The sequence below is a fragment of the Patiriisocius marinistellae genome (assembly GCF_009014635.1).
GTDB lineage: Bacteria > Bacteroidota > Bacteroidia > Flavobacteriales > Flavobacteriaceae > Patiriisocius > Patiriisocius marinistellae.
On the sequence record NZ_BKCF01000001.1, the window covers coordinates 616,471 to 635,277 of the forward strand.

At 32.8% G+C, this 18,807-nt stretch carries 15 protein-coding genes; 5 read left to right on the forward strand and 10 right to left on the reverse strand.

From position 1 onward, the window contains the following. The first annotated feature begins 61 nt into the window (after positions 1-61). Positions 62-1,996, forward strand: coding sequence for a helix-turn-helix domain-containing protein (locus tag GB234_RS02760; protein ID WP_172966833.1), 1,935 nt, complete (start codon positions 62-64; stop codon positions 1,994-1,996). 44 nt (positions 1,997-2,040) lie between these two features. Here GB234_RS02760 and GB234_RS02765 read toward each other — a convergent pair whose 3' ends face one another. The 4 genes from GB234_RS02765 to GB234_RS02780 form a co-directional block, all read right to left on the reverse strand. After that, a complete protein-coding gene (locus GB234_RS02765) occupies positions 2,041-2,430 on the reverse strand; it encodes a plastocyanin/azurin family copper-binding protein (RefSeq protein ID WP_151892990.1) in 390 nt (129 codons plus the stop codon). A 33-nt stretch (positions 2,431-2,463) separates the two neighbouring features. After that, positions 2,464-3,012 (reverse strand): carboxymuconolactone decarboxylase family protein, encoded by a 549-nt coding sequence (locus GB234_RS02770; RefSeq protein ID WP_151892991.1) that lies wholly within the window; start codon positions 3,010-3,012, stop codon positions 2,464-2,466. A gap of 334 nt (positions 3,013-3,346) precedes the next feature. Continuing rightward, entirely contained in the window at positions 3,347-3,823 is a 477-nt protein-coding gene (locus tag GB234_RS02775; protein WP_151892992.1) for a hypothetical protein, read from the reverse strand. A 139-nt stretch (positions 3,824-3,962) separates the two neighbouring features. Continuing rightward, positions 3,963-4,799, reverse strand: coding sequence for a helix-turn-helix domain-containing protein (locus GB234_RS02780; RefSeq protein WP_151892993.1), 837 nt, complete (start codon positions 4,797-4,799; stop codon positions 3,963-3,965). 209 nt (positions 4,800-5,008) lie between these two features. Between GB234_RS02780 and GB234_RS02785 the strand changes: the two genes are divergently transcribed. Further along, positions 5,009-7,948: an FIDD domain-containing protein gene (locus GB234_RS02785; protein ID WP_151892994.1), complete on the forward strand. Its 2,940-nt coding sequence runs from the start codon at positions 5,009-5,011 to the stop codon at positions 7,946-7,948. Between the two features lie 2 nt (positions 7,949-7,950). Here the strand turns inward: GB234_RS02785 and GB234_RS15120 are convergent, their stop codons facing one another. Genes GB234_RS15120 through metG form a run of 5 tightly spaced genes read right to left on the reverse strand, consistent with a single transcriptional unit; the run spans position 7,951 to position 14,714 of the window. Then, positions 7,951-8,130, reverse strand: a complete 180-nt coding sequence (locus GB234_RS15120) for a hypothetical protein (RefSeq protein WP_151892995.1) — start codon at positions 8,128-8,130, stop codon at positions 7,951-7,953. Further along, on the reverse strand, positions 8,130-9,035 hold the full coding sequence (locus GB234_RS02795) for a histone deacetylase family protein (RefSeq protein ID WP_151892996.1): 906 nt from the start codon (positions 9,033-9,035) through the stop codon (positions 8,130-8,132). Before GB234_RS02795 ends, GB234_RS15120 begins: the two co-directional genes overlap by 1 nt. Positions 9,036-9,049: 14 nt before the next feature. Continuing rightward, positions 9,050-11,167 carry a Tex family protein gene (locus tag GB234_RS02800; protein ID WP_151892997.1) on the reverse strand — a complete coding sequence of 706 codons (2,118 nt, stop codon included), beginning with the start codon at positions 11,165-11,167 and terminating at the stop codon, positions 9,050-9,052. A gap of 12 nt (positions 11,168-11,179) precedes the next feature. Further along, complete coding sequence (locus GB234_RS02805; RefSeq protein ID WP_151892998.1) at positions 11,180-12,586, reverse strand: hypothetical protein; 1,407 nt, start codon at positions 12,584-12,586, stop codon at positions 11,180-11,182. A 58-nt stretch (positions 12,587-12,644) separates the two neighbouring features. Continuing rightward, positions 12,645-14,714 carry a methionine--tRNA ligase gene (gene metG / locus GB234_RS02810; protein WP_151892999.1) on the reverse strand — a complete coding sequence of 690 codons (2,070 nt, stop codon included), beginning with the start codon at positions 14,712-14,714 and terminating at the stop codon, positions 12,645-12,647. A gap of 198 nt (positions 14,715-14,912) precedes the next feature. Between metG and GB234_RS02815 the strand changes: the two genes are divergently transcribed. From GB234_RS02815 to GB234_RS02825, 3 genes are all read left to right on the forward strand, one after another. Next, positions 14,913-16,085, forward strand: coding sequence for a tetratricopeptide repeat protein (locus tag GB234_RS02815; RefSeq protein ID WP_151893000.1), 1,173 nt, complete (start codon positions 14,913-14,915; stop codon positions 16,083-16,085). Positions 16,086-16,173: 88 nt separating this feature from the next. Continuing rightward, positions 16,174-17,076: a S66 peptidase family protein gene (locus GB234_RS02820; protein WP_151893001.1), complete on the forward strand. Its 903-nt coding sequence runs from the start codon at positions 16,174-16,176 to the stop codon at positions 17,074-17,076. Between the two features lie 10 nt (positions 17,077-17,086). Continuing rightward, a complete protein-coding gene (locus tag GB234_RS02825) occupies positions 17,087-17,446 on the forward strand; it encodes a YraN family protein (RefSeq protein WP_151893002.1) in 360 nt (119 codons plus the stop codon). A gap of 12 nt (positions 17,447-17,458) precedes the next feature. Here GB234_RS02825 and GB234_RS02830 read toward each other — a convergent pair whose 3' ends face one another. After that, entirely contained in the window at positions 17,459-18,790 is a 1,332-nt protein-coding gene (locus GB234_RS02830) for a TlpA family protein disulfide reductase (RefSeq protein ID WP_151893003.1), read from the reverse strand. Positions 18,791-18,807: the final 17 nt, after the last annotated feature.

Consider the following 18,807-nt stretch of genomic DNA (forward strand, 5'->3'; position numbering starts at 1 on the left):
ATGTGAGAAAATTATGAGCAATTAAATGGGTTATAATCAATAAAAGGCAATGTTTTGTGATATGTATATTAGAAAACTTATAATATTTATAGTGTTTGTATGTGGAGTTGTTTTCCAAGTTTATACTCAAGAAGAGGATATTGAAGCAAAATTACAAAGCTTTAAATATGCCTTAAAAAATAAAAATTTACCAAAGAAAGAAAGAATTGATAATCTTATAGCTTTGGGTGATTATTACATGGGGAATCCTGGTGATACTGCTTTTAACTATTTAAGAAATGCTAAAGAATTAAGTCTTTCATTAAAGGATAGTTTTAATTTAATGAGGTCATATAATCGATTGGCATTATTAGAAATTTATGATGAGAATGATAATGTAGCGTTAAAGTTTACAGATAGTGCTTTAATGTATGCAGATTATTTTGAAGAATCACATTTTGCAGGAATAGGCTATAGTTATCGTATTAAAGGGATGGCTTTTCGTTTTTTAGAAAGAAATAATAAAGCATTAGAAAGTTTTCTTCAAGCAAATAGATATTTATTAAAACCCCAACAAGATGAGGAGCTGAAGACATATTTAGCTGAAAATTATTCAGATCTAGCTTCAATTTACCTTTCTACAGACAATAAAGAGATAGCGTTAGAATGTATTGAGAAATCCTTATCTATTGCAAAACCTATTGAAGCTTGGTGGGAAATAGCGGGAGCGTATGAGTTTTTATCAAATTATTTTTTAAAAGAAAACGACTATGCAATTTCAAAAAAATATCTTGATAGCGCTACTATAATGTATCAAAAAATTTCAAGCGATGTTGGTTTATCCAATGTTAACAAATTAAGAGCAGATGTGTTTTTACAAGAAGAGAAATTTGATGAGGCGATTAAAGTTATTGTAAAAGAGATTGATATTGATAAAAAGGATGGTTTATCATATACACTTACTGAGGATTATTTGTTTTTGAGTAATGCATATGCTAAAAATAAACGCTTAGATGTTGCAAATAAATATTTAGATAGTGCTAAAGTTTCTGCATTAGAGAGTGATAATCCAGCTCATACCATCAAAATTGGACAACAGAAAGCGAGATTGTTTAAAGAAATAGAACAATATGAGAATGCTATTTTAGAACTTAGAGCAATATTAAAATCTAATTCTATTTCAACGTATAGGGAAAGTAGGAAAGAAATTTACGAAGAGTTGTATAACCTTTATGAATTAAAGAATGACCCTAATAATGCTTTAATTTTTTTTAAAAAACATCAAGAATTAAACGATAGCTTAAAAGAAGTACTTCAACAAAATAAATATAGTGTACTTCAATCGGAATTTAATTATAATGAATTAGAGGCTAAATTAGAAACAAGAAATGCACAACTCAAGTTAACTAAAGAAGAGAAAAAAAGGCAAAATGAAAGAGGGATGTTTTTTATAGGTCTCTTAGGCCTAATTGCTGTTTTCTTTATATTCTCTTTTTTTAGACAACGTAGTTTAAGTAAAATTAAGAGAGAAACATTACTGGCAAAACAAGAAGTTTTAAAAATAAAAAAACAGGCATTAGATACTGAAGTTCAATTTAAAAATAAACAGATAACAGATTTTGCAATACATATAGCAGAGAAAAATGAGCTTCTTGAAAATATAAAGAAAAAGCTTAAAAGTGTTAAGGTAATTAATGATTCGCATAAAGGAATTTTAATGAATACAATGCAGTTTATAAATAACGACATTGAGCACAACAAAGAAAAAATCCAACTTTATAAACAAGTAGAAGAAACAAATGATTCTTTTAGAGCAAAGCTAGAGCAAAAATATAATAACCTAAATGAGAAGGAGCAAAAAGTAGCTATCATGCTTCGTTTAGGACAGACATCAAAACAAATTGCATTACAGTTGGGTATCAGTGCTGCGAGTGTAGATAATTATCGCTATAATCTACGAAAGAAAATGGGAGTAACAAAAGGAGAATCTCTCAAAATATTTATAAAAAATATATAAGAAAAAGCGCCTTTTTAGGCGCTTTTTCTTTAATCTAAACACTATTAATTAACAGTTAGCGTGTATAATGGTGTCTCGTTCAGGGGACAAAAATAATTATACGTTCCCTTTTTAAGGATTACTTCTTTTGAGGTTTGTTTCGTGTTATTTTTAACAACACTAGTAACGTATGCTTCTTTAATATGGTTTTCAGCGTTTGTTGCATCTGTACCTTGAGCAATAAGGACAAAACCTACATCTTTCCCTACATTATTATTTGCAACTTCAAATATATACGTACCAGCATTGACAGTAATTTGTTTTTGAGTAAATGCTCTAGGAGTTTGCTCTACTGAAATAATAGTAACATCATTCATTGATTTTTTTATTTCTTGAGCGTTAATCATTGATGTAAAACCAAGAATAATTGTGATGACTGTGATTATATTTTTCATATTTTTAAGTCTATTTATATTTAATTGATAAAATTAATTTGCGGCTATTTCTAGTGGCTGAGCAATTGGAAAATCTACTGGTACTTGAGTTGTATTATGGATATAATTAGAAATTGTTTTTTCACCAACTAATACAATTGTGTCCACTAAATTCCCCTTAGAAAATCCAGCATTCAAAAACTCTTGAACAATAGTTTCATTCGTACGACCTCTATTTTCTGTAATATTTTTTGCTAGTTTAGCTAAGGCATCAAACTTTGCATTAAAAGGAGCTTCTCCAGCGCGTAAACTTAAAATTTCATCTCTAGAAAAGCCATTCATTCCTGCAATAGCAGTATGTGCTGCTAAGCAATAGCTACATTCGTTTACTTGACTTACAGCAAGATTTACAACTTCTTTTTCTTTAGAAGAAAGAGAGGTTTTAGCGTTAGCAAAAGTTAAGTAGTTCTCTAGTGCTGTGTCACTATGTGCATAGGTTGCATATAAATTGGGGACAAAACCTAGTTTTTCTTTTAGATTGTCAAAAATTGTTTGATTTGCTTTATTTACTTCTGCTCTGGTGGGTACATTGATTATGTTCATAATTTTATTTTTTATTAGTTTTTATTCTGAAATATTAATTAAATGATTACTCGTTGATTGATACTAAATTTTGTTTTTCAGCGTCACAATAATAATCATGGATACTTTTGTTTTTACAATGAGTCACTGCGTTTATTCTAGTTACCATAGTTTTTTTTCTTTTTCTAAAAATTTCAATTAAGTTGAAAATTGATTTATGTTTTGTGTTTTTCATAATATGTGTTATTAAAATTAGTAAAGTTTTATGCAGCAAAGATGTATTGATATACAGCGTTAAGAAATGGATAAAACTCCCTAGTATTAGTCAATTTTTCCTTTAATGTTATATTCGTTGTTATAGCCAGCTTAAATCTGCAGATATATTGTTTAGCTTTCCATTTGTGGTATTTTTTTTAGCTACTTCAAACAATTTAAAAAGATCATTATCATTAATTGTAGTAGCATTAAAACCAGGAATACTATTAGAAAGATAATTGTAAAACTCTTCAACATTATCGCTTCTATTTGCAGCTTTTCGAAGTGCTTTAAGATAATTTGCTTTTTCTAGCGAAACTGCATTTTCATTTCCATTAAGGATCAAAAGCTCATTATTATTGTGAGCTTGTCTAATTTCTCTACTAAAAACAAATGTGCTTTTCTTAATAAGTTCTTGGTTTAATTGCTCATAACTTGACAACTCAATAAAAGATTGATTTTCTTTTGTAAGATATATAGGATCAAGAACCTCAAGATAGTTCGTCTCTTGAGCAATAGTATTTTGAACAGTAGCAGTGACAAAAAGTGCCACTAAAATTGATTTTAGCGTTTTCATATTATTTAAGTTTTATATCGAAGTATCTCCGTATGTTAGTATTTTTATTACACTACAAAGATGCGAGGATATACTACTTAAAAGAAGGGAGCTATTTCCCTAATGTATGTCAATAATTCCTTAGTATTTGTTTTGCCAATTATACAGCAGCTATACTTTTCTTGTACATTGTAGGAGAGGTTCCGGTTTGTTTTTTAAACATGCGGCTCAAATGAGATGCATCCTCAAACCCTATATCATAAGCAATTTGCTTGGTTGTTTTATCAGTGTAATTTAGTTGTCTTTTTGCTTCAAGAATTATACGTTCGTGAATAATTTGTAATGGACTTACTTTAAATTTTGAAAACGTATTAGACAACGTTTTAGGAGATTTAAATAACTTATTTGCGTAAAAAGATACATTGTGTGCTTCTTTAAAATGAGTTTCAACTAGAATATTGAATGCCCGTATAGTATCAAGTGTTTTATCTTTTGCTTCGGTTGTTGTTAAGTCTTTTTTTAATAAACGGGTTGTTTTAATTATAAATCGAGCTAACAGTATTCGTAACATTTCGGCTTGGATGGTATCTTCGGTGTCTAATTCTTCAAGAATCATTTCGTGCAATAGATTAAACTTAACTTGCTCATCTTTATTTAACGAAATTATAGGGATCGTCTCATTTCCGAAGAAAAGTAAACCATAACAACTTACTTCTTTATCGTGATCTTTAATGCAGTAAAACTCTTTGTTAAACTGATATACAATTGCATCTTGGATTTCACAAATTTGCAAATGTTGAATAGGTGTAAGCGAAATAATTTGGTGTGGTTGTAGTAGTACCGGCACACCATCTACTCGCAAAGGGATTGAGTTTTCTAATGCCCTTATAAAAGTATAATAGCCTATAATTTTTTCTTTTTTTTGTTGATCTAAAAGAGAAAGGTTTCCAGTTCTGAGTGTAGCATTTGTTGAAAAGTGGTTGAAGATACGTGTCATTAAATAATAGTCTCTTTTTTTTACTCTGAATTACATTTTTTTAAAATGTTGTTTTTAGAATACTGATTAATAACGTGTTACATATTTAAATTAATTATGCTAATTTCAAAACTTTTGTAAATTTGTCAACTCCCCATATTTATTAATTTACATCCTAATTTCACCAATATTTAAAATCGTTTATTAATCTCACGGTGAAAACAATATTTATGCATTTATACCTACGATTCCTAACGTTAATTTTTACATTTTTTATCACTTTTTGCACCTTTGCTCAAGGTGAAGCTAATATTTGGTATTTTGGAGAAAATGCCGGTCTTGATTTTAATTCTGGAACTCCTGTCCCATTACTTGACGGAGAATTATTTACGCAAGAAGGTTGTTCGACAATATCAAATGCTAATGGACAATTATTATTTTATACAGATGGTATCACAGTCTGGGATAAACAACATAATATTATGCCTAATGGTAATGGGTTGCTTGGTAACCCTTCCAGCACGCAGTCTGGAATTATTGTTCCTAAACCTGGGTTCTCAAATATCTATTATATTTTTTCAGTCGATTTTCAGGCTAATATAAATGGTCTTACTTATTCAGAAGTAGATTTGTCGTTAAATGGCGGAAATGGAGACGTTACAAGCATTAAAAATGTATCACTCTCTAGTCCAACAACCGAAAAGATTACTGCAATTGAGCATGATAATGGAACAGATTATTGGGTGGTAGCTCATGAATGGGAATCAAATAATTTTATTTCTTATGAGGTTACCGCAGCAGGTGTTAACACAACTCCTGTAGTTTCTGCCGTAGGTGAATATCATGGTGAGGGTAATGGTAGCGATGGGAATAATGCTATTGGCTATATGAAAATTTCTCCAGATGGAGAACGCTTAGCTCTCGCCCAGTCTTACACAGATTCCTTTGTAGAAATTTTTGATTTTAATAGTCTTAATGGAAGTGTATCAAACCCCATTTTTATACAAGGCATTTTTTATGAAAATGGTGAAGGCGCATATGGACTAGAATTTTCTCCAAACAATGAGTTACTATATATATCTGATGTTGATGGAAGTATCTCAAAAATCCATCAATTAAATATTACACTAAATAATGCAACAGATATTATAAACAGTGACACAATACTATACGATGGAGGTAACTTTATAGGTGGAATCCAATTAGCTATTGATGGAAGAATATACTTAACTAACGCTCTCTCACCTTTTTTAGATGTTATTGAAAACCCAAATGAAATAGGAACTGCAGCAGGCTATGTTAGTCAAGGTCTTAGCCTTAATGGTCGTAATGCAGTTTATGGTTTACCTCCCTTTATACAATCATTTTTTAATGTAGGATTTGAAGTAGATAATACTTGCTTCGGAAATGAAACTTTATTTACACTTGACTCTAATGAAGAAATTACTTCTATTTTATGGGATTTTGGAGATGGAACAACATCCACTGTTGAAAGCCCAACGCATACCTATACCGCAGTTGGTACATATATTGTAAATGTAACTGTAGACACTATAGACAATACAAGAACTCTTACACAAGAAGTAACTATTTATAAGGTACCATTGGCTGCAAACGTGGAAGACTTTGTGTTGTGTGATGAATCTGACAGTGGATTTATGGCAGAATTTGATTTAGATACAAAAATTATAGAAGTCCTAAATGGACAGTCTGATATAGAATTTGATGTTGCATTTTATGAAAACTTGATGAATGCAGAAAATGACACAAATAGATTACCATTATTATATACAAATACCTCAAATAATCAAGAAATTTTTGCGCGTATTTACAATGCAGGAAATAGTGATTGTGATGCAATAAACAGCTTTTTTCTTATTGTTGAAGCCGCAGCCATTGCAAACCCAGTTGATGATGTTGTTTTATGTGAAGGTGGTAATACAAATGGACGTGGCATCATTGATTTAAACCAATTTAATAGTGTAACACTATTACAGCAATCACCAGATGATTTCTCGGTAACCTATCACTCATCGCAAGAAGATGCGGACAACGCTGATGGAGCGTTATCCCCATTATATCAAATAAGCTCAAATAGTCAAGAATTATTTATAAGAGTTGAAAACAACAACAATATAGTTTGTTATGATACCACATCGTTTTTAATCACAATAGATGGAATAATTATCGCCAATCGACCAGAAACACTTTACTTATGCGATGACCCCTCTAAAGATAGAGTCGAAACATTTAATCTTACAACTCAAAATGAATTTATAATTAATGATCAAACAGGTAATTATACTATAAGTTATTTTAAAAACCAGTTAGATGCTAGTAATGGTACTAATCCAATAAATAGCTCATACACAAACACCTCAAATCCTGAAACAATTTTTGCGCGAATTCAAGACAGTGCAAATGCCTTTTGTTATGATACTACATCATTTAGCATTAGAGTATTGCAAAGCCCTGATATTGTTTTACAAGAGACAGGTTTTTTATGTACGGATGAAACGCTAACACTCAATGCCGAAATAGGCTACGATGAGTACCTGTGGTCTACCGGTGAAACAACTTCTTCAATTGTTGTAGATGCGCCCGGAACGTATTCTGTACTAGTAACAGACAATATAGTTTCCTCCCCATTTACAAGTTGTAGTGCAACAAAAACAATAACAGTTATAGAGTCAAACGAAGCACAAATTCTAAGTATTGATATTGAAGATTGGTCTGCAAATGACAATACAATTATTGTTAATGTAACCGGAATAGGTGATTACGAATACTCTCTAAATGGAGTGCAATATCAAGATAGTCACATTTTTACAAATGTTGCAAACGGAAATTATACTGTTTTTGTAAGAGATAAAAACACCTGTGGTATTGTTAATGAAGATGTATTGTTACTTTTCTATCCAGTATATTTTACACCTAATAATGACGGCTATCATGATAAATGGCAGCTTTTTAACGCAGGCCTTGATGGTAGTTTAGAAATATACATATTTGATAGATATGGTAAATTACTTATTATAATGACTCCAGATTCTGAAGGTTGGGATGGAACTTTTAAAAACAAAAAAATGCCATCTTCAGACTATTGGTTTAAAGTAGTTAGACCCAGTATAGGAGTGATTTATCATGGGCACTTTAGTTTAAAGAGGTAGTTTTAAAAATTCTTTTTTAAAAGTTTATCTGTTTTTATTTGAGTAAACCGAAGCTTTCTGGTAATAACATCCATATCAAAACAAGGACACCGTTTGCAACGTTTATGCTCCCCTTTTTTGAGATATTTTTCACAACACTCTTTTTTAAATTCTGGCTTAACTTTTTTAATATCTTTTCCCATTATTTAAAAAAAACCTCCTGTGCCATCTTGTAGGTATTTCCGTGCGCTGTAATAATCATATCAATATCTGGTGAATAACCACCTCCCATACTCACCTGCACAGGAATTCCATGCTCTTTACAAGTTCTAAACACAAAGTGGTCCCTCTCAGCACAACCTTCAAGAGTACAACTTAACCTTCCTAGTTTATCGTTTTTTAAAATATCAACACCACTTAAGTAAAAAATAAAGTTAGGTTTTACTTTATTAATAAGCATGGGTAATGTGCTTTTCAAAATTGTTAAAAACTCAACATCTTCTGTGCCATCTTCAAGACCAATGTCAAGATCACTCTTTTCCTTTTTAAATGGATAGTTTTTAGCTCCGTGCATTGAAAATGTAAACACATTAGGATTGTTTTCAAAAATCTTTGCAGTTCCATTGCCTTGATGCACGTCCAAGTCAACGATTAAAATCTTTGAAACTTTTTCCAAGTCCAATAAATACTGAGCAGCAACAGCTTGGTCATTTAACAAACAAAATGCCTCGCCACGGTCAGCATACGCATGGTGTGTACCTCCAGCAATATTGAGCGATATACCATGTTGCATAGCAAATTTACACCCTTCAATTGTCCCGCCAATAATATAATGCCCACGCTCCACTAAATCCTTCCGAAGCGGAAACCCTATCCTCCGTATTTCTTTTTTATCTAATTCTAGCGTAAGTAAACGATGGTAGTAGTTTTTATCATGAACTTTAAGAATAATGTCTTCGGAAATTTTCTGCGGTTTAAAAAAATTATCCTTTGTACAAATCCCATTTGAGAGTAAATACTCTGGCAATAAGTTATATTTAGCCATAGGGAAACGGTGTCCCTCAGGCAACGCATATTTATAAATAGGATGGTACGCTATTTTGAGCAAGTTGAATAATATTTTTATTTTTCTAATTTAAGTTGTATCCTTTTCCTCTTTACATCAACCTCCAGTACTTTAACAGTAATTTGTTGTTGTAATTGTACATGCTCGTTAACATCTTTTACAAATGTGTCTGCCATGTTTGAAACATGAATCAAGCCACTTTCCTTGATTCCCACATCTACAAAACAACCAAAGGCGGTAATATTATTTACAATTCCTGGTAATATTTGTCCTATTTTTAAATCATCAATTGTGCGTATGCTTTGATTAAATTCAAACACTTTTGCAGGCTCTCTAATGTCTAATCCTGGTTTTTCAAGTTCGGTAATAATATCTTTTAATGTGAGTAATCCTATTTCTTCAGAACAATAATTTTTGAGTGGAATAGATTTCAGAAGAGCGCTATTTCCTATAATTTCTGAAATATTAAGCTTTAAATCTTTTGCGATTTGTTGCACCAATTTATAACGCTCGGGATGAACTGACGAATCATCCAAAGGATTGTCACCATTTTTAATTCGTAGAAATCCTGCTCCCTGTTCAAATGCCTTTCCGCCTAGCCGAGGTACTTTTTTAATTTCGGTTCTTGAGTTAAACGCACCGTTTTCTTCCCTGTATGTGACAATGTTTTCAGCTAATTTTGCTCCAATCCCTGAGACAGAACTCAACAATGGTACACTCGCCGTATTGATATTTACGCCCACGGCATTTACGCAATTAGAAACTACATTATCAAGCGAACGCTGTAATTGTCCTTGGTCAACATCATGCTGGTATTGCCCAACGCCAATTGATTTTGCATCAATCTTAACGAGTTCGGCAAGTGGATCTGCAAGTCTGCGGCCTATTGAAATAGCACCACGTACTGTAACATCAAAATCTGGGAATTCCTCGCGTGCAATTTTGGATGCCGAATAAATACTCGCTCCAGCTTCGCTTACTACAAAAATTTGGATTTTATTTTTAAAGCCAATACGCTTTACAATGGCCTCTGTTTCTCTTGATGCAGTTCCGTTTCCGATGGCAATCGCCTCAATATCATATTTAGAAACTAGCCTCTCAATTGTTTTTATCGTACCCGCTTCATCACTTTTAGGTGGATGCGGAAAAATAGTTTCGTTATACAAAAAACCTCCTTGCGCGTCTAGGCAAACCACTTTGCAGCCCGTTCTAAACCCTGGGTCAATGGCAAGGATTCTTTTTTCACCAAGGGGAGAACCAAGCAACAATTGCTTTAAGTTCTTCGCAAAAATTGTGATGGCAGTTTCATCTGCTTTTTTCTTGGCATCAACAAGGCGCTCGTTTGATAATGCAGGATATAACAGACGTTTGTAAGCATCTGTAATTGCTAGTTGTATCTGGTCTGCACAGGCGCCTTTAGATTTGATAATACGATGGTCAATACGGTCTAAAATCCTTTGAGTATCAATCTCAACTTTAACACGAATGAAACCTTCTTTTTCTGCACGTAAAATTGCCAATAGTCTATGCGAGGGACAGCGGGACAGCGGTTCGTCCCATTTAAAATAATCTCTAAATTTTTGGGCTTTTTCGTCTTCAGCTTTTGCTTTTACCACCTTAGTGCTTATAATAGCATGCCGCTCAAATTCATTGCGAATGGTGTTTCTAATATCTGTACGTTCGTTAATCCACTCTGCAATAATGTGGCGTGCACCTTCAAGAGCATCATCAATACTAGGAACTTCTTTTGAAACAAAACGTTGCGCGCTGCTCTCAAGATCACGTGTATTTTGACTCATAATAATTTTTGCAAATGGCTCTAATCCATTTTTACGAGCAGTTTCAGCTTTTGTTTTTCGTTTCTTTTTATAGGGTAGATAGAGGTCTTCAAGAATGGTAAGGTTTTCGGCTGCGGAAATTTTAGACGATAAATCACTTGAGAGTTCTCCTTGTTCTTCAATTGCTTTTAAGATAGTTGCTTTACGTTTTTCCAAAGTTTCAAACTGTTCTTTGAAAAGCACTATCTGCTCAATTTGTACTTCGTCAAGGTTACCCGTCATTTCTTTTCTGTAGCGGGAAATAAAAGGAATAGTACAATCCTCTGCCAATAAAGCAAGTGTATTTTTTATGCTTTTTTGTGGGAGATTTGTGTGTTTTAAAACGTAGTTGAGCATAAGATTAAATTATTATTCTCTAAAACTATAGAATGTATAATGGTCATATTTGGAGCTATAAGTCCCCCAGTAATAGGTCTCATCTTTTTTAAATAGTGTTTCGGCCTTTGTCTTTTTTTGGTCGGAAAAATCAGAAATTAGATTAAATATATTTTTTGCGACAGTACCATTTTGATGCTCAAAGTTTTCGTCTAAAATGCCTTCAATCAATAATGATTTTGAATAGGTATAATTTAAAAAACCAGACGCAACTCCAGAAATAACACCTCCTACAAACCCACCACCAGGAATATATATAAAAAGATTACCGCTTTCTTCTTCATGACCTCCCATATTAAATATATAATCCTTTCCGTCTTTATAAACAGCTACCCCAATATCCAACACTTGAAGTTTTCTAAGAAATGCTGAGGTAGTTTTAATATCTCTTTGTTCTTCAAATAACCCTCGTTTTTTTTGTATGATAGGGCCATTTTTAAACTTAATAGGTAATTCTTTTTCAGAATAGAAATTGTTTAATATCACATCAGTTTTAGTGTCGGTTATATTTAAAGCCAATTTTAAATTATTACCCCTAACTTGAAATAATTTGTCATCAATTAAATAACTATTTGATTTAGGAAAAAACCCTTCTTTTTCAAATTGAGGCATTGAAAATGATGCTATATTTTTATTGCCAGTAGCAATATTAAAATCTATAATAAATGTTTTTTCACTGTACTTGTTTGATGTTATTTGTACATCAAGATCTTTAGTATATATTTTTACTTTATCTGATGCTTGTTTAATTGAATTAGGGTGCTCGTTACTAATATTTGTAAGACTAAACTTATCATAGAAAAGTTCTTTAAAGGTGTAGTTGTTATTTGTTTCTTCTTTAAAATAATCACCATCAAAATTAATTATCTTCTTTAGGGGTTTATCCCAATTATCCTTAAAACTATAAATAATAAGATGATTTTCTTTTTTACTAATTGTAATTAAATGGCAAGTATCAAAATTACTAACCACAGATAAAAGCCTTTCTTTTTTTAATTTAAAATCTGTTTCTTTAACATCGAAGGCGCCAGTATCAAAATCAAAAACTAACGTACCATAACTCCGGTTATTAGCAGTATTCATTAAAAAAGTATAGGTGTTTTCTTTAATCGTATACACTTGAAAAGAGATGAATTTTGAAGGTAACTTTGTTGATCTTATATGCTTTATTTTTTCAAAATATTTATCATAAAGAAATCCATAAGTTATACCTCTAGAAATCATAAATACAGCAAAATTTCCAGATGTTTCATCTTCTACAACAAAGGTTGCTTTAGGGTTTAAATCTGTGTTTCGATAGGGGTTTTTTATTGTAAATGCTTCTTGCTGAGCATTAGCAAGCCCAGAAATCAATACTATTAAAATAAGTAATTTCTTCATAATAAGAAAAAACCTCACCGGTTTTTAAAACATGTGAGGTCTAATAATTAAGGAATAATTAATTTATAGTAGCACCATTATCAACGCCATCAGTATCAGGATTTACAAAAACCAATTTTCCGTCAGGCGTTTCGGTCATTAAAATCATACCTTCACTATCCACGCCTCTAAGGGCACGAGGGGCAAGGTTGACAAGAACAGTTACTTTTTTACCAACGATTTCTTCTGGAGTAAAGCTCTCTGCAATTCCCGAAACGATGGTGCGCACGTCTAGCCCTGTATCAACTTTTAAAACTAAAAGCTTTTTTGCCTTAGGCATTTTTTCTGCTTCAATAATGGTACCTACACGCATATCTAATTTTGTAAAATCATCAAACGTAGCGGTGTCTTTTTGTGGTGTTACCTCTTTGTTTGCAATTTCATTTGCTAGTTTACTTGCTGCTAGTTTATCCAATTGTGCTTGTATTTGTGAATCTTCTATTTTACTAAAAAGTAGCTCACCTTTATTAATCTTATGTTCTGCTGGAAGAAGTACACTTTTTGACGATACATCTGCCCATTGAATAGCGTTTTCTACGTTCGTCTTAACATCGAGAATATTTCTCAACTTTGTAGACGTAAATGGCAAAAATGGTTCACTCAATACTGCTAAAGCACTAGCAATTTGTAATGCAACATACATTACAGTTTTAGTGCGCTCCTCGTCTGTTTTAATGGTTTTCCACGGCTCTTCGTCTGCTAAATATTTATTCCCCAAACGTGCCACATTCATTAATTCCTGTTGTGCTTCGCGAAAACGGTAACGCTCTAAACTACTCTCAATAACCGCAGGATAGGCTTTTAATTCAGTTAAGGTTTGTTCATCAATTTCTGAAAAAGTAGCCAGCGCAGGCACCACCCCATCATAATATTTATGGGTTAGTACCACAACTCGGTTGATGAAATTTCCGAAGATAGCTACTAACTCATTATTATTTCTGGCTTGAAAATCTGCCCACGTAAAATCGTTGTCTTTTGTCTCTGGTGCGTTTGCGGTGAGCGTATAGCGTAATACGTCTTGTTGATTAGGAAAATCCACTAAATACTCGTGCAACCACACTGCCCAATTTTTACTTGTACTAATCTTATTGCCCTCAAGATTTAAAAACTCATTTGCAGGTACATTATCTGGCATGATATAACTTCCGTCAGCCTTTAACATACTTGGGAAGATAATGCAATGAAATACAATGTTGTCCTTACCTATAAAATGCAGCAATTTTGTATCGTCAGATTTCCAGTAAGGTTCCCAGTCTTTTCCTTCGCGTTCTGCCCATTCTTTGGTCGCAGAAATATATCCTATAGGCGCATCAAACCACACATATAATACTTTCCCATCTGCTCCGTCAACTGGCACAGGAATTCCCCAATCCAAATCACGTGTTACCGCTCTTGGGCGCAACCCATCATCAATCCAAGATTTGCACTGCCCATATACATTGGTCTTCCAGTCTTTTTTATGACCTTCAAGAATCCATTCTTTTAAAAATGGTTCGTATTGGTCTAATGGTAAAAACCAGTGTTTTGTTTCTTTTAAAGTAGGTACAGCGCCGGTAATGGCACTTTTTGGGTTTATTAAATCGGTTGCGTTGTGACTTGTTCCACAGTTTTCACATTGATCACCGTAGCTTTCTTCGTTGCCACATTTAGGGCATGTCCCCACCACAAAACGATCTGCTAAAAATTGATTAGCCTCGGCGTCGTATAATTGTTCGGTTACTTCTTCTATAAACTTCCCATCATCATACAATTTTTTGAAAAAATCGCTCGCGGTATCGTGGTGCACTTTTGCAGATGTACGAGAATAGTTGTCAAATGTAATTCCAAAATCCTCAAAGCTCTGCTTGATAATTGCATGATATTTATCTACTACTTGTTGCGGTGTAATACCTTCCTTTTTTGCTTTGATTGTTATAGGAACACCGTGCTCGTCACTTCCACAAACAAAGGCTACATCCTTGCCTTGTAATCGCTGAAAACGGGCATAAATATCTGCTGGTACATAAACACCCGCTAAATGTCCAATGTGAACAGGGCCATTAGTATAAGGTAATGCAGCGGTAATCGTATATCTTTTTGGGTCTTGCATGGGTCAAATTTAAGACTGCAAAAATAACGATTTTATCTTCGGAAATGTAGCATCATTTAAGACAGCAAAGACTAATCAAAAAAAGAGTGTTTTTGCCATTTACTATCTTGGTACAAATGATTTTTTGCAACAACCATAAAGTTTTTCAGTCATTTATCTAAACAACTAAAAATTCAACTAACCGAAAAACAACATATTATGAAAAATTCAATCATAAAAATAATAGTACTAATCTTATTATTAAATCCAATTGTGGGAAGTGCTTGTAGCATGTATAAAATTACTAGAAATGGTAAAACAATCGTGGGGAATAATGAAGACTGGTTAAGCCCTAATAGTAAATTTTGGTTTGAGACTGGTACAGAAGGTAATTATGGAGTAATGTACATGGGGCAATTGGACAATTTTGCACAAGGAGCTATCAATGATGCAGGTCTTGTTTTTGATGGTTTTGCTAACCCAGATTTACCAATAAACAATGCAACAGGAAAAATAGAAATACCAATAGGTGACGCTATTAAAAACATCATGCAAACCATGAGCACGGCAGAAGAGGTTAAATTATACTTAGAAACTATTAATTTAAGTTCGCTTGAGAGTAGTCAAATTGTATTTGTTGACACTACAGGGACATACCTAATTGTAGAAGGAGACGCGCTTATTATAGGAGAGGAAGAAGAAAAAGCTTTCTCAAATTTTTATTACTCACAGATAGAGAGTGAAGAAGATGTAGAGTTAGAAAATTTTAAACAAGGAATGGAATTTCTTAAAACTTCGAAAGGAGATGCGTCAATTTCTTATTGTGGAGATGTAATGCAAAGTATGTCCAGTGAAGGTTTATTTGGTACTCAATATTCAACAGTGTATGATTTAAATACTTTGACAGTGAGAGTTTATTTATTTCATGATTATTCGCAATTTGTTGATATTGATTTAAAAGAGCAATTAGAGAAAGATAATCATGCAATTATGATCGCAGATTTATTCTCTAAAAACTCTAAAGGACACCAGCATTATGCAAAGTACAATGACGAAGAAAATCCACAACGTTTTTTGAGCGAATTAGTAGCCACTTCTCTTAATGCAACCGAAAGTGAATTTGTTGAAATGGGGCTCAATGGTATTGTAAATATGGTAGGTTATGAATGGTTAAAACAAAAAAACAATCCAGAAGCTGCTATAAAAGTGTTTAAATTTGGGATTGAGCTTACTCCCAGTGATGCTGATTTACACGATAGCCTTGGAGAGGCTTATTTTGAAAATAAAAACTATGCTTTGTCTAAACTAAGCTATGAAAAATCTTTAGCGTTAAATCCAAATAATAAAAATGCGAAAACATTTTTAGCTAAGATTGAAACAAAGAAATTCTAAAAAATTTTCAAACTAGGATTAGGTTTATTAAAATATAAAGTCATTAAAATAATAGCTAAATTTAGCATAATAAAAACCATATCCATTGATGCAAATACCACTAGCACTTAAAAAAGGCGATACTGTTGCCATAGTTTCTACCGCTAGAAAAATTACAAAACTAGAACTTCAACCAGCAATTGAGTTGCTTAAATCTTGGGGTTTAAATGTAAAAGTAGGCAAAACTATTGGCGCTCAAGATCATCAATATGCGGGTAATGACACATTGCGCACGGCAGATTTTCAAACAGCACTAAATGATAAAAAAGTAAATGCTATCTGGTGTGCACGAGGTGGTTATGGTACAATTAGAATGGTAGATGGTATTAATTTTTCAGGATTTCTCAATAACCCAAAATGGATTATAGGTTACAGCGATGTCACTATTTTACACAGCCATATCCACAATCTTGGCGTTGCCACCATCCATGGGCAAATGTGCCTTGAAATTGAAAAGAGAACACAAGCGGCTAGAAATACATTGAAAGAGATACTCTTCGGAAATTTTAATAATCTAAGCTATATTTTAAACGATAGTTACAATCGTAAAGGCAATGCACAGGGTGTATTAATTGGAGGAAACTTATCGGTTTTATATTCAACAATAGGTAGTCAAACGGAATATATTTCCGAAGGGAAAATACTATTTATTGAAGACCTTGATGAAATGTTATACCATATTGACCGAATGATGATGAACCTTAAACGCAGCGGAGTTTTAAAAGGTCTTGCAGGATTAATTGTGGGCGGTATGAGTGATATGCGCGATAATACTATTCCGTTTGGAAAAACAGCAATACAAATTATTGGCGATGCTGTAAGTGAATATAAGTATCCTGTTTGTTTTGATTTTCCGGCTGGGCATATTGAAGATAATAGAGCATTAGTAATAGGAGCAGAGATTGAACTCATTGTAGATGAGGTAAGCGCAACTATAAATTACAAATTATAAACTTTTTGCAATGGCAGACCATAATGAATTAGGAAAACTTGGAGAGGAACTTGCCACCCAGTTTTTAATCAAAAAAGACTATAAAATCCTAGACAGAAACTTTACCTATCAAAAAGCCGAAATAGATATCATTGCACAATTTAATAACGAGATTATCATTGTAGAAGTAAAGACAAGAAACAGTAACTTTTTTGGTAACCCCCAAGATTTTGTCACACCAGCAAAAATAAAGTTACTCACAAAAGCAGCGAATGAGTATATTGTTTCAAACAACATTTCGCTAGCAGCGCGTTTTGATATTATTGCAGTTTTAAAGAATAGTAAAGAGGAGAAGATTGAGCATTTTGAGAATGCTTTTTATTTTTTTTAAAAAGAAATAAAATTACTTTTCCCCATCAACAACCTCAAACAATGCTTCTAGAATTTCTGGTTTTGCTACGATTTTCTTGTCTGTATCAAGCACAAAATAAGTAGGAGTAGCGCTTACATCGTAGCGATTACCTATATCATTTTCCCATTTCCCTAAACCTAGTACATTGATAAATTGTGGAAAATTAGCCGCTTTTGGTGACCATTCTTGTTCAAAATCTTCGAGCCCAACGGCTATCACTTTATATTTCCCTTCCTCAAGTGCTGCTATCTTTGAATGTAATAATGGCACTTCTTTTAAACAGTGAGAACATAAGCTGCTCCAAAAAACAATAATGTAATTTTCAGCTTCATCTAATTGGTGCAATGACATTGTAGTTTCTTCGTCGCCATCGTATATAGGCCAAGTAAAATTAGGTGCTTTTGATCCTAGCGAAATGCTTTTATACAATGTTAATTTATTTGCTAGTGTTGCATCTTGTAAAGATTCGGCAAGAGGAATTAGGTGCTTTTCAGCTAGGTGATTTGCCTCTGCCACTTGCTCATTTGTAATAAGAAAGTTCCATAAATTAGTCAATAATAATTTTTGATAATTAGGTTTTGTACTAGTAATTGAAGTTACTAAATCATCAATATTATAATTGTGAGATGCTTCAAGATTATCTTTATCTGCAAAATTATAAACAAATTTTATTGCGCGTTCTAATGGCAAACCAGAATTTTGCAATGTTGTATTATTAAAATCAAAAGGAGATAAATAGTCTTGTTTTGCCTTTAACTCATATTGATTTACCGTTTTAAAATCGTCATTTGTAAAAGGCTTTGTTGCTTTTATAAATTGATTTACAAACATATTTTTTGAAGTTTCGTTCACCTCTTCATACCATTTAGCTTGTGCTTTTATAGCTTTTTTTAAATCACGCTCGCTTACTTCTTCAGCAGCAAGTATTTCTGAAATTTTTGCTTCATTAGTAATCATTTCAGCATAATAAGATTGCCACAATTTATTTTCTTCTGAAACCGTAAAATCTAATTTTCCATCCTTGCTAAAAGTAAACTCGATTGGCTCTTTTCCGCTAAAAATAAAATCAAAAAAGTGCTGGTCTTGTGGCAAATTATAAACAAGACGGTACATGCCAGGTGTTAAATCCTCCTTCATCGCCAGCTCAAAAGAACCTTCAGCATTGACGTTAGAATCTGTTACATAAAAAACATTATCTGGAGCAATACGATATAAAATACCAAATTGATATCCGCCATCTGGCGCAAAATTACCTTTTAATGTTTGCTGCGACATTGCCACAAGCGGAAGTAATAATAATGCGAGAAGTAAATTTTTGAACATGTTTTAAATTTTATTTA

What these genes read in the sequence shown, in the direction of transcription:
- GB234_RS02815 (WP_151893000.1), top strand. Translation starts at nt 14,913, where the DNA reads ATGAAAAATTCAATCATAAAAATAATAGTACTAATCTTATTATTAAAT.
- GB234_RS02765 (WP_151892990.1), bottom strand. Translation starts at nt 2,430, where the DNA reads ATGAAAAATATAATCACAGTCATCACAATTATTCTTGGTTTTACATCA.
- GB234_RS02760 (WP_172966833.1), top strand. Translation starts at nt 62, where the DNA reads ATGTATATTAGAAAACTTATAATATTTATAGTGTTTGTATGTGGAGTT.
- GB234_RS15120 (WP_151892995.1), bottom strand. Translation starts at nt 8,130, where the DNA reads ATGGGAAAAGATATTAAAAAAGTTAAGCCAGAATTTAAAAAAGAGTGT.
- GB234_RS02770 (WP_151892991.1), bottom strand. Translation starts at nt 3,012, where the DNA reads ATGAACATAATCAATGTACCCACCAGAGCAGAAGTAAATAAAGCAAAT.
- GB234_RS02775 (WP_151892992.1), bottom strand. Translation starts at nt 3,823, where the DNA reads ATGAAAACGCTAAAATCAATTTTAGTGGCACTTTTTGTCACTGCTACT.
- GB234_RS02820 (WP_151893001.1), top strand. Translation starts at nt 16,174, where the DNA reads ATGCAAATACCACTAGCACTTAAAAAAGGCGATACTGTTGCCATAGTT.
- GB234_RS02800 (WP_151892997.1), bottom strand. Translation starts at nt 11,167, where the DNA reads ATGCTCAACTACGTTTTAAAACACACAAATCTCCCACAAAAAAGCATA.
- GB234_RS02805 (WP_151892998.1), bottom strand. Translation starts at nt 12,586, where the DNA reads ATGAAGAAATTACTTATTTTAATAGTATTGATTTCTGGGCTTGCTAAT.
- GB234_RS02785 (WP_151892994.1), top strand. Translation starts at nt 5,009, where the DNA reads ATGCATTTATACCTACGATTCCTAACGTTAATTTTTACATTTTTTATC.
- metG (WP_151892999.1), bottom strand. Translation starts at nt 14,714, where the DNA reads ATGCAAGACCCAAAAAGATATACGATTACCGCTGCATTACCTTATACT.
- GB234_RS02825 (WP_151893002.1), top strand. Translation starts at nt 17,087, where the DNA reads ATGGCAGACCATAATGAATTAGGAAAACTTGGAGAGGAACTTGCCACC.
- GB234_RS02780 (WP_151892993.1), bottom strand. Translation starts at nt 4,799, where the DNA reads ATGACACGTATCTTCAACCACTTTTCAACAAATGCTACACTCAGAACT.
- GB234_RS02830 (WP_151893003.1), bottom strand. Translation starts at nt 18,790, where the DNA reads ATGTTCAAAAATTTACTTCTCGCATTATTATTACTTCCGCTTGTGGCA.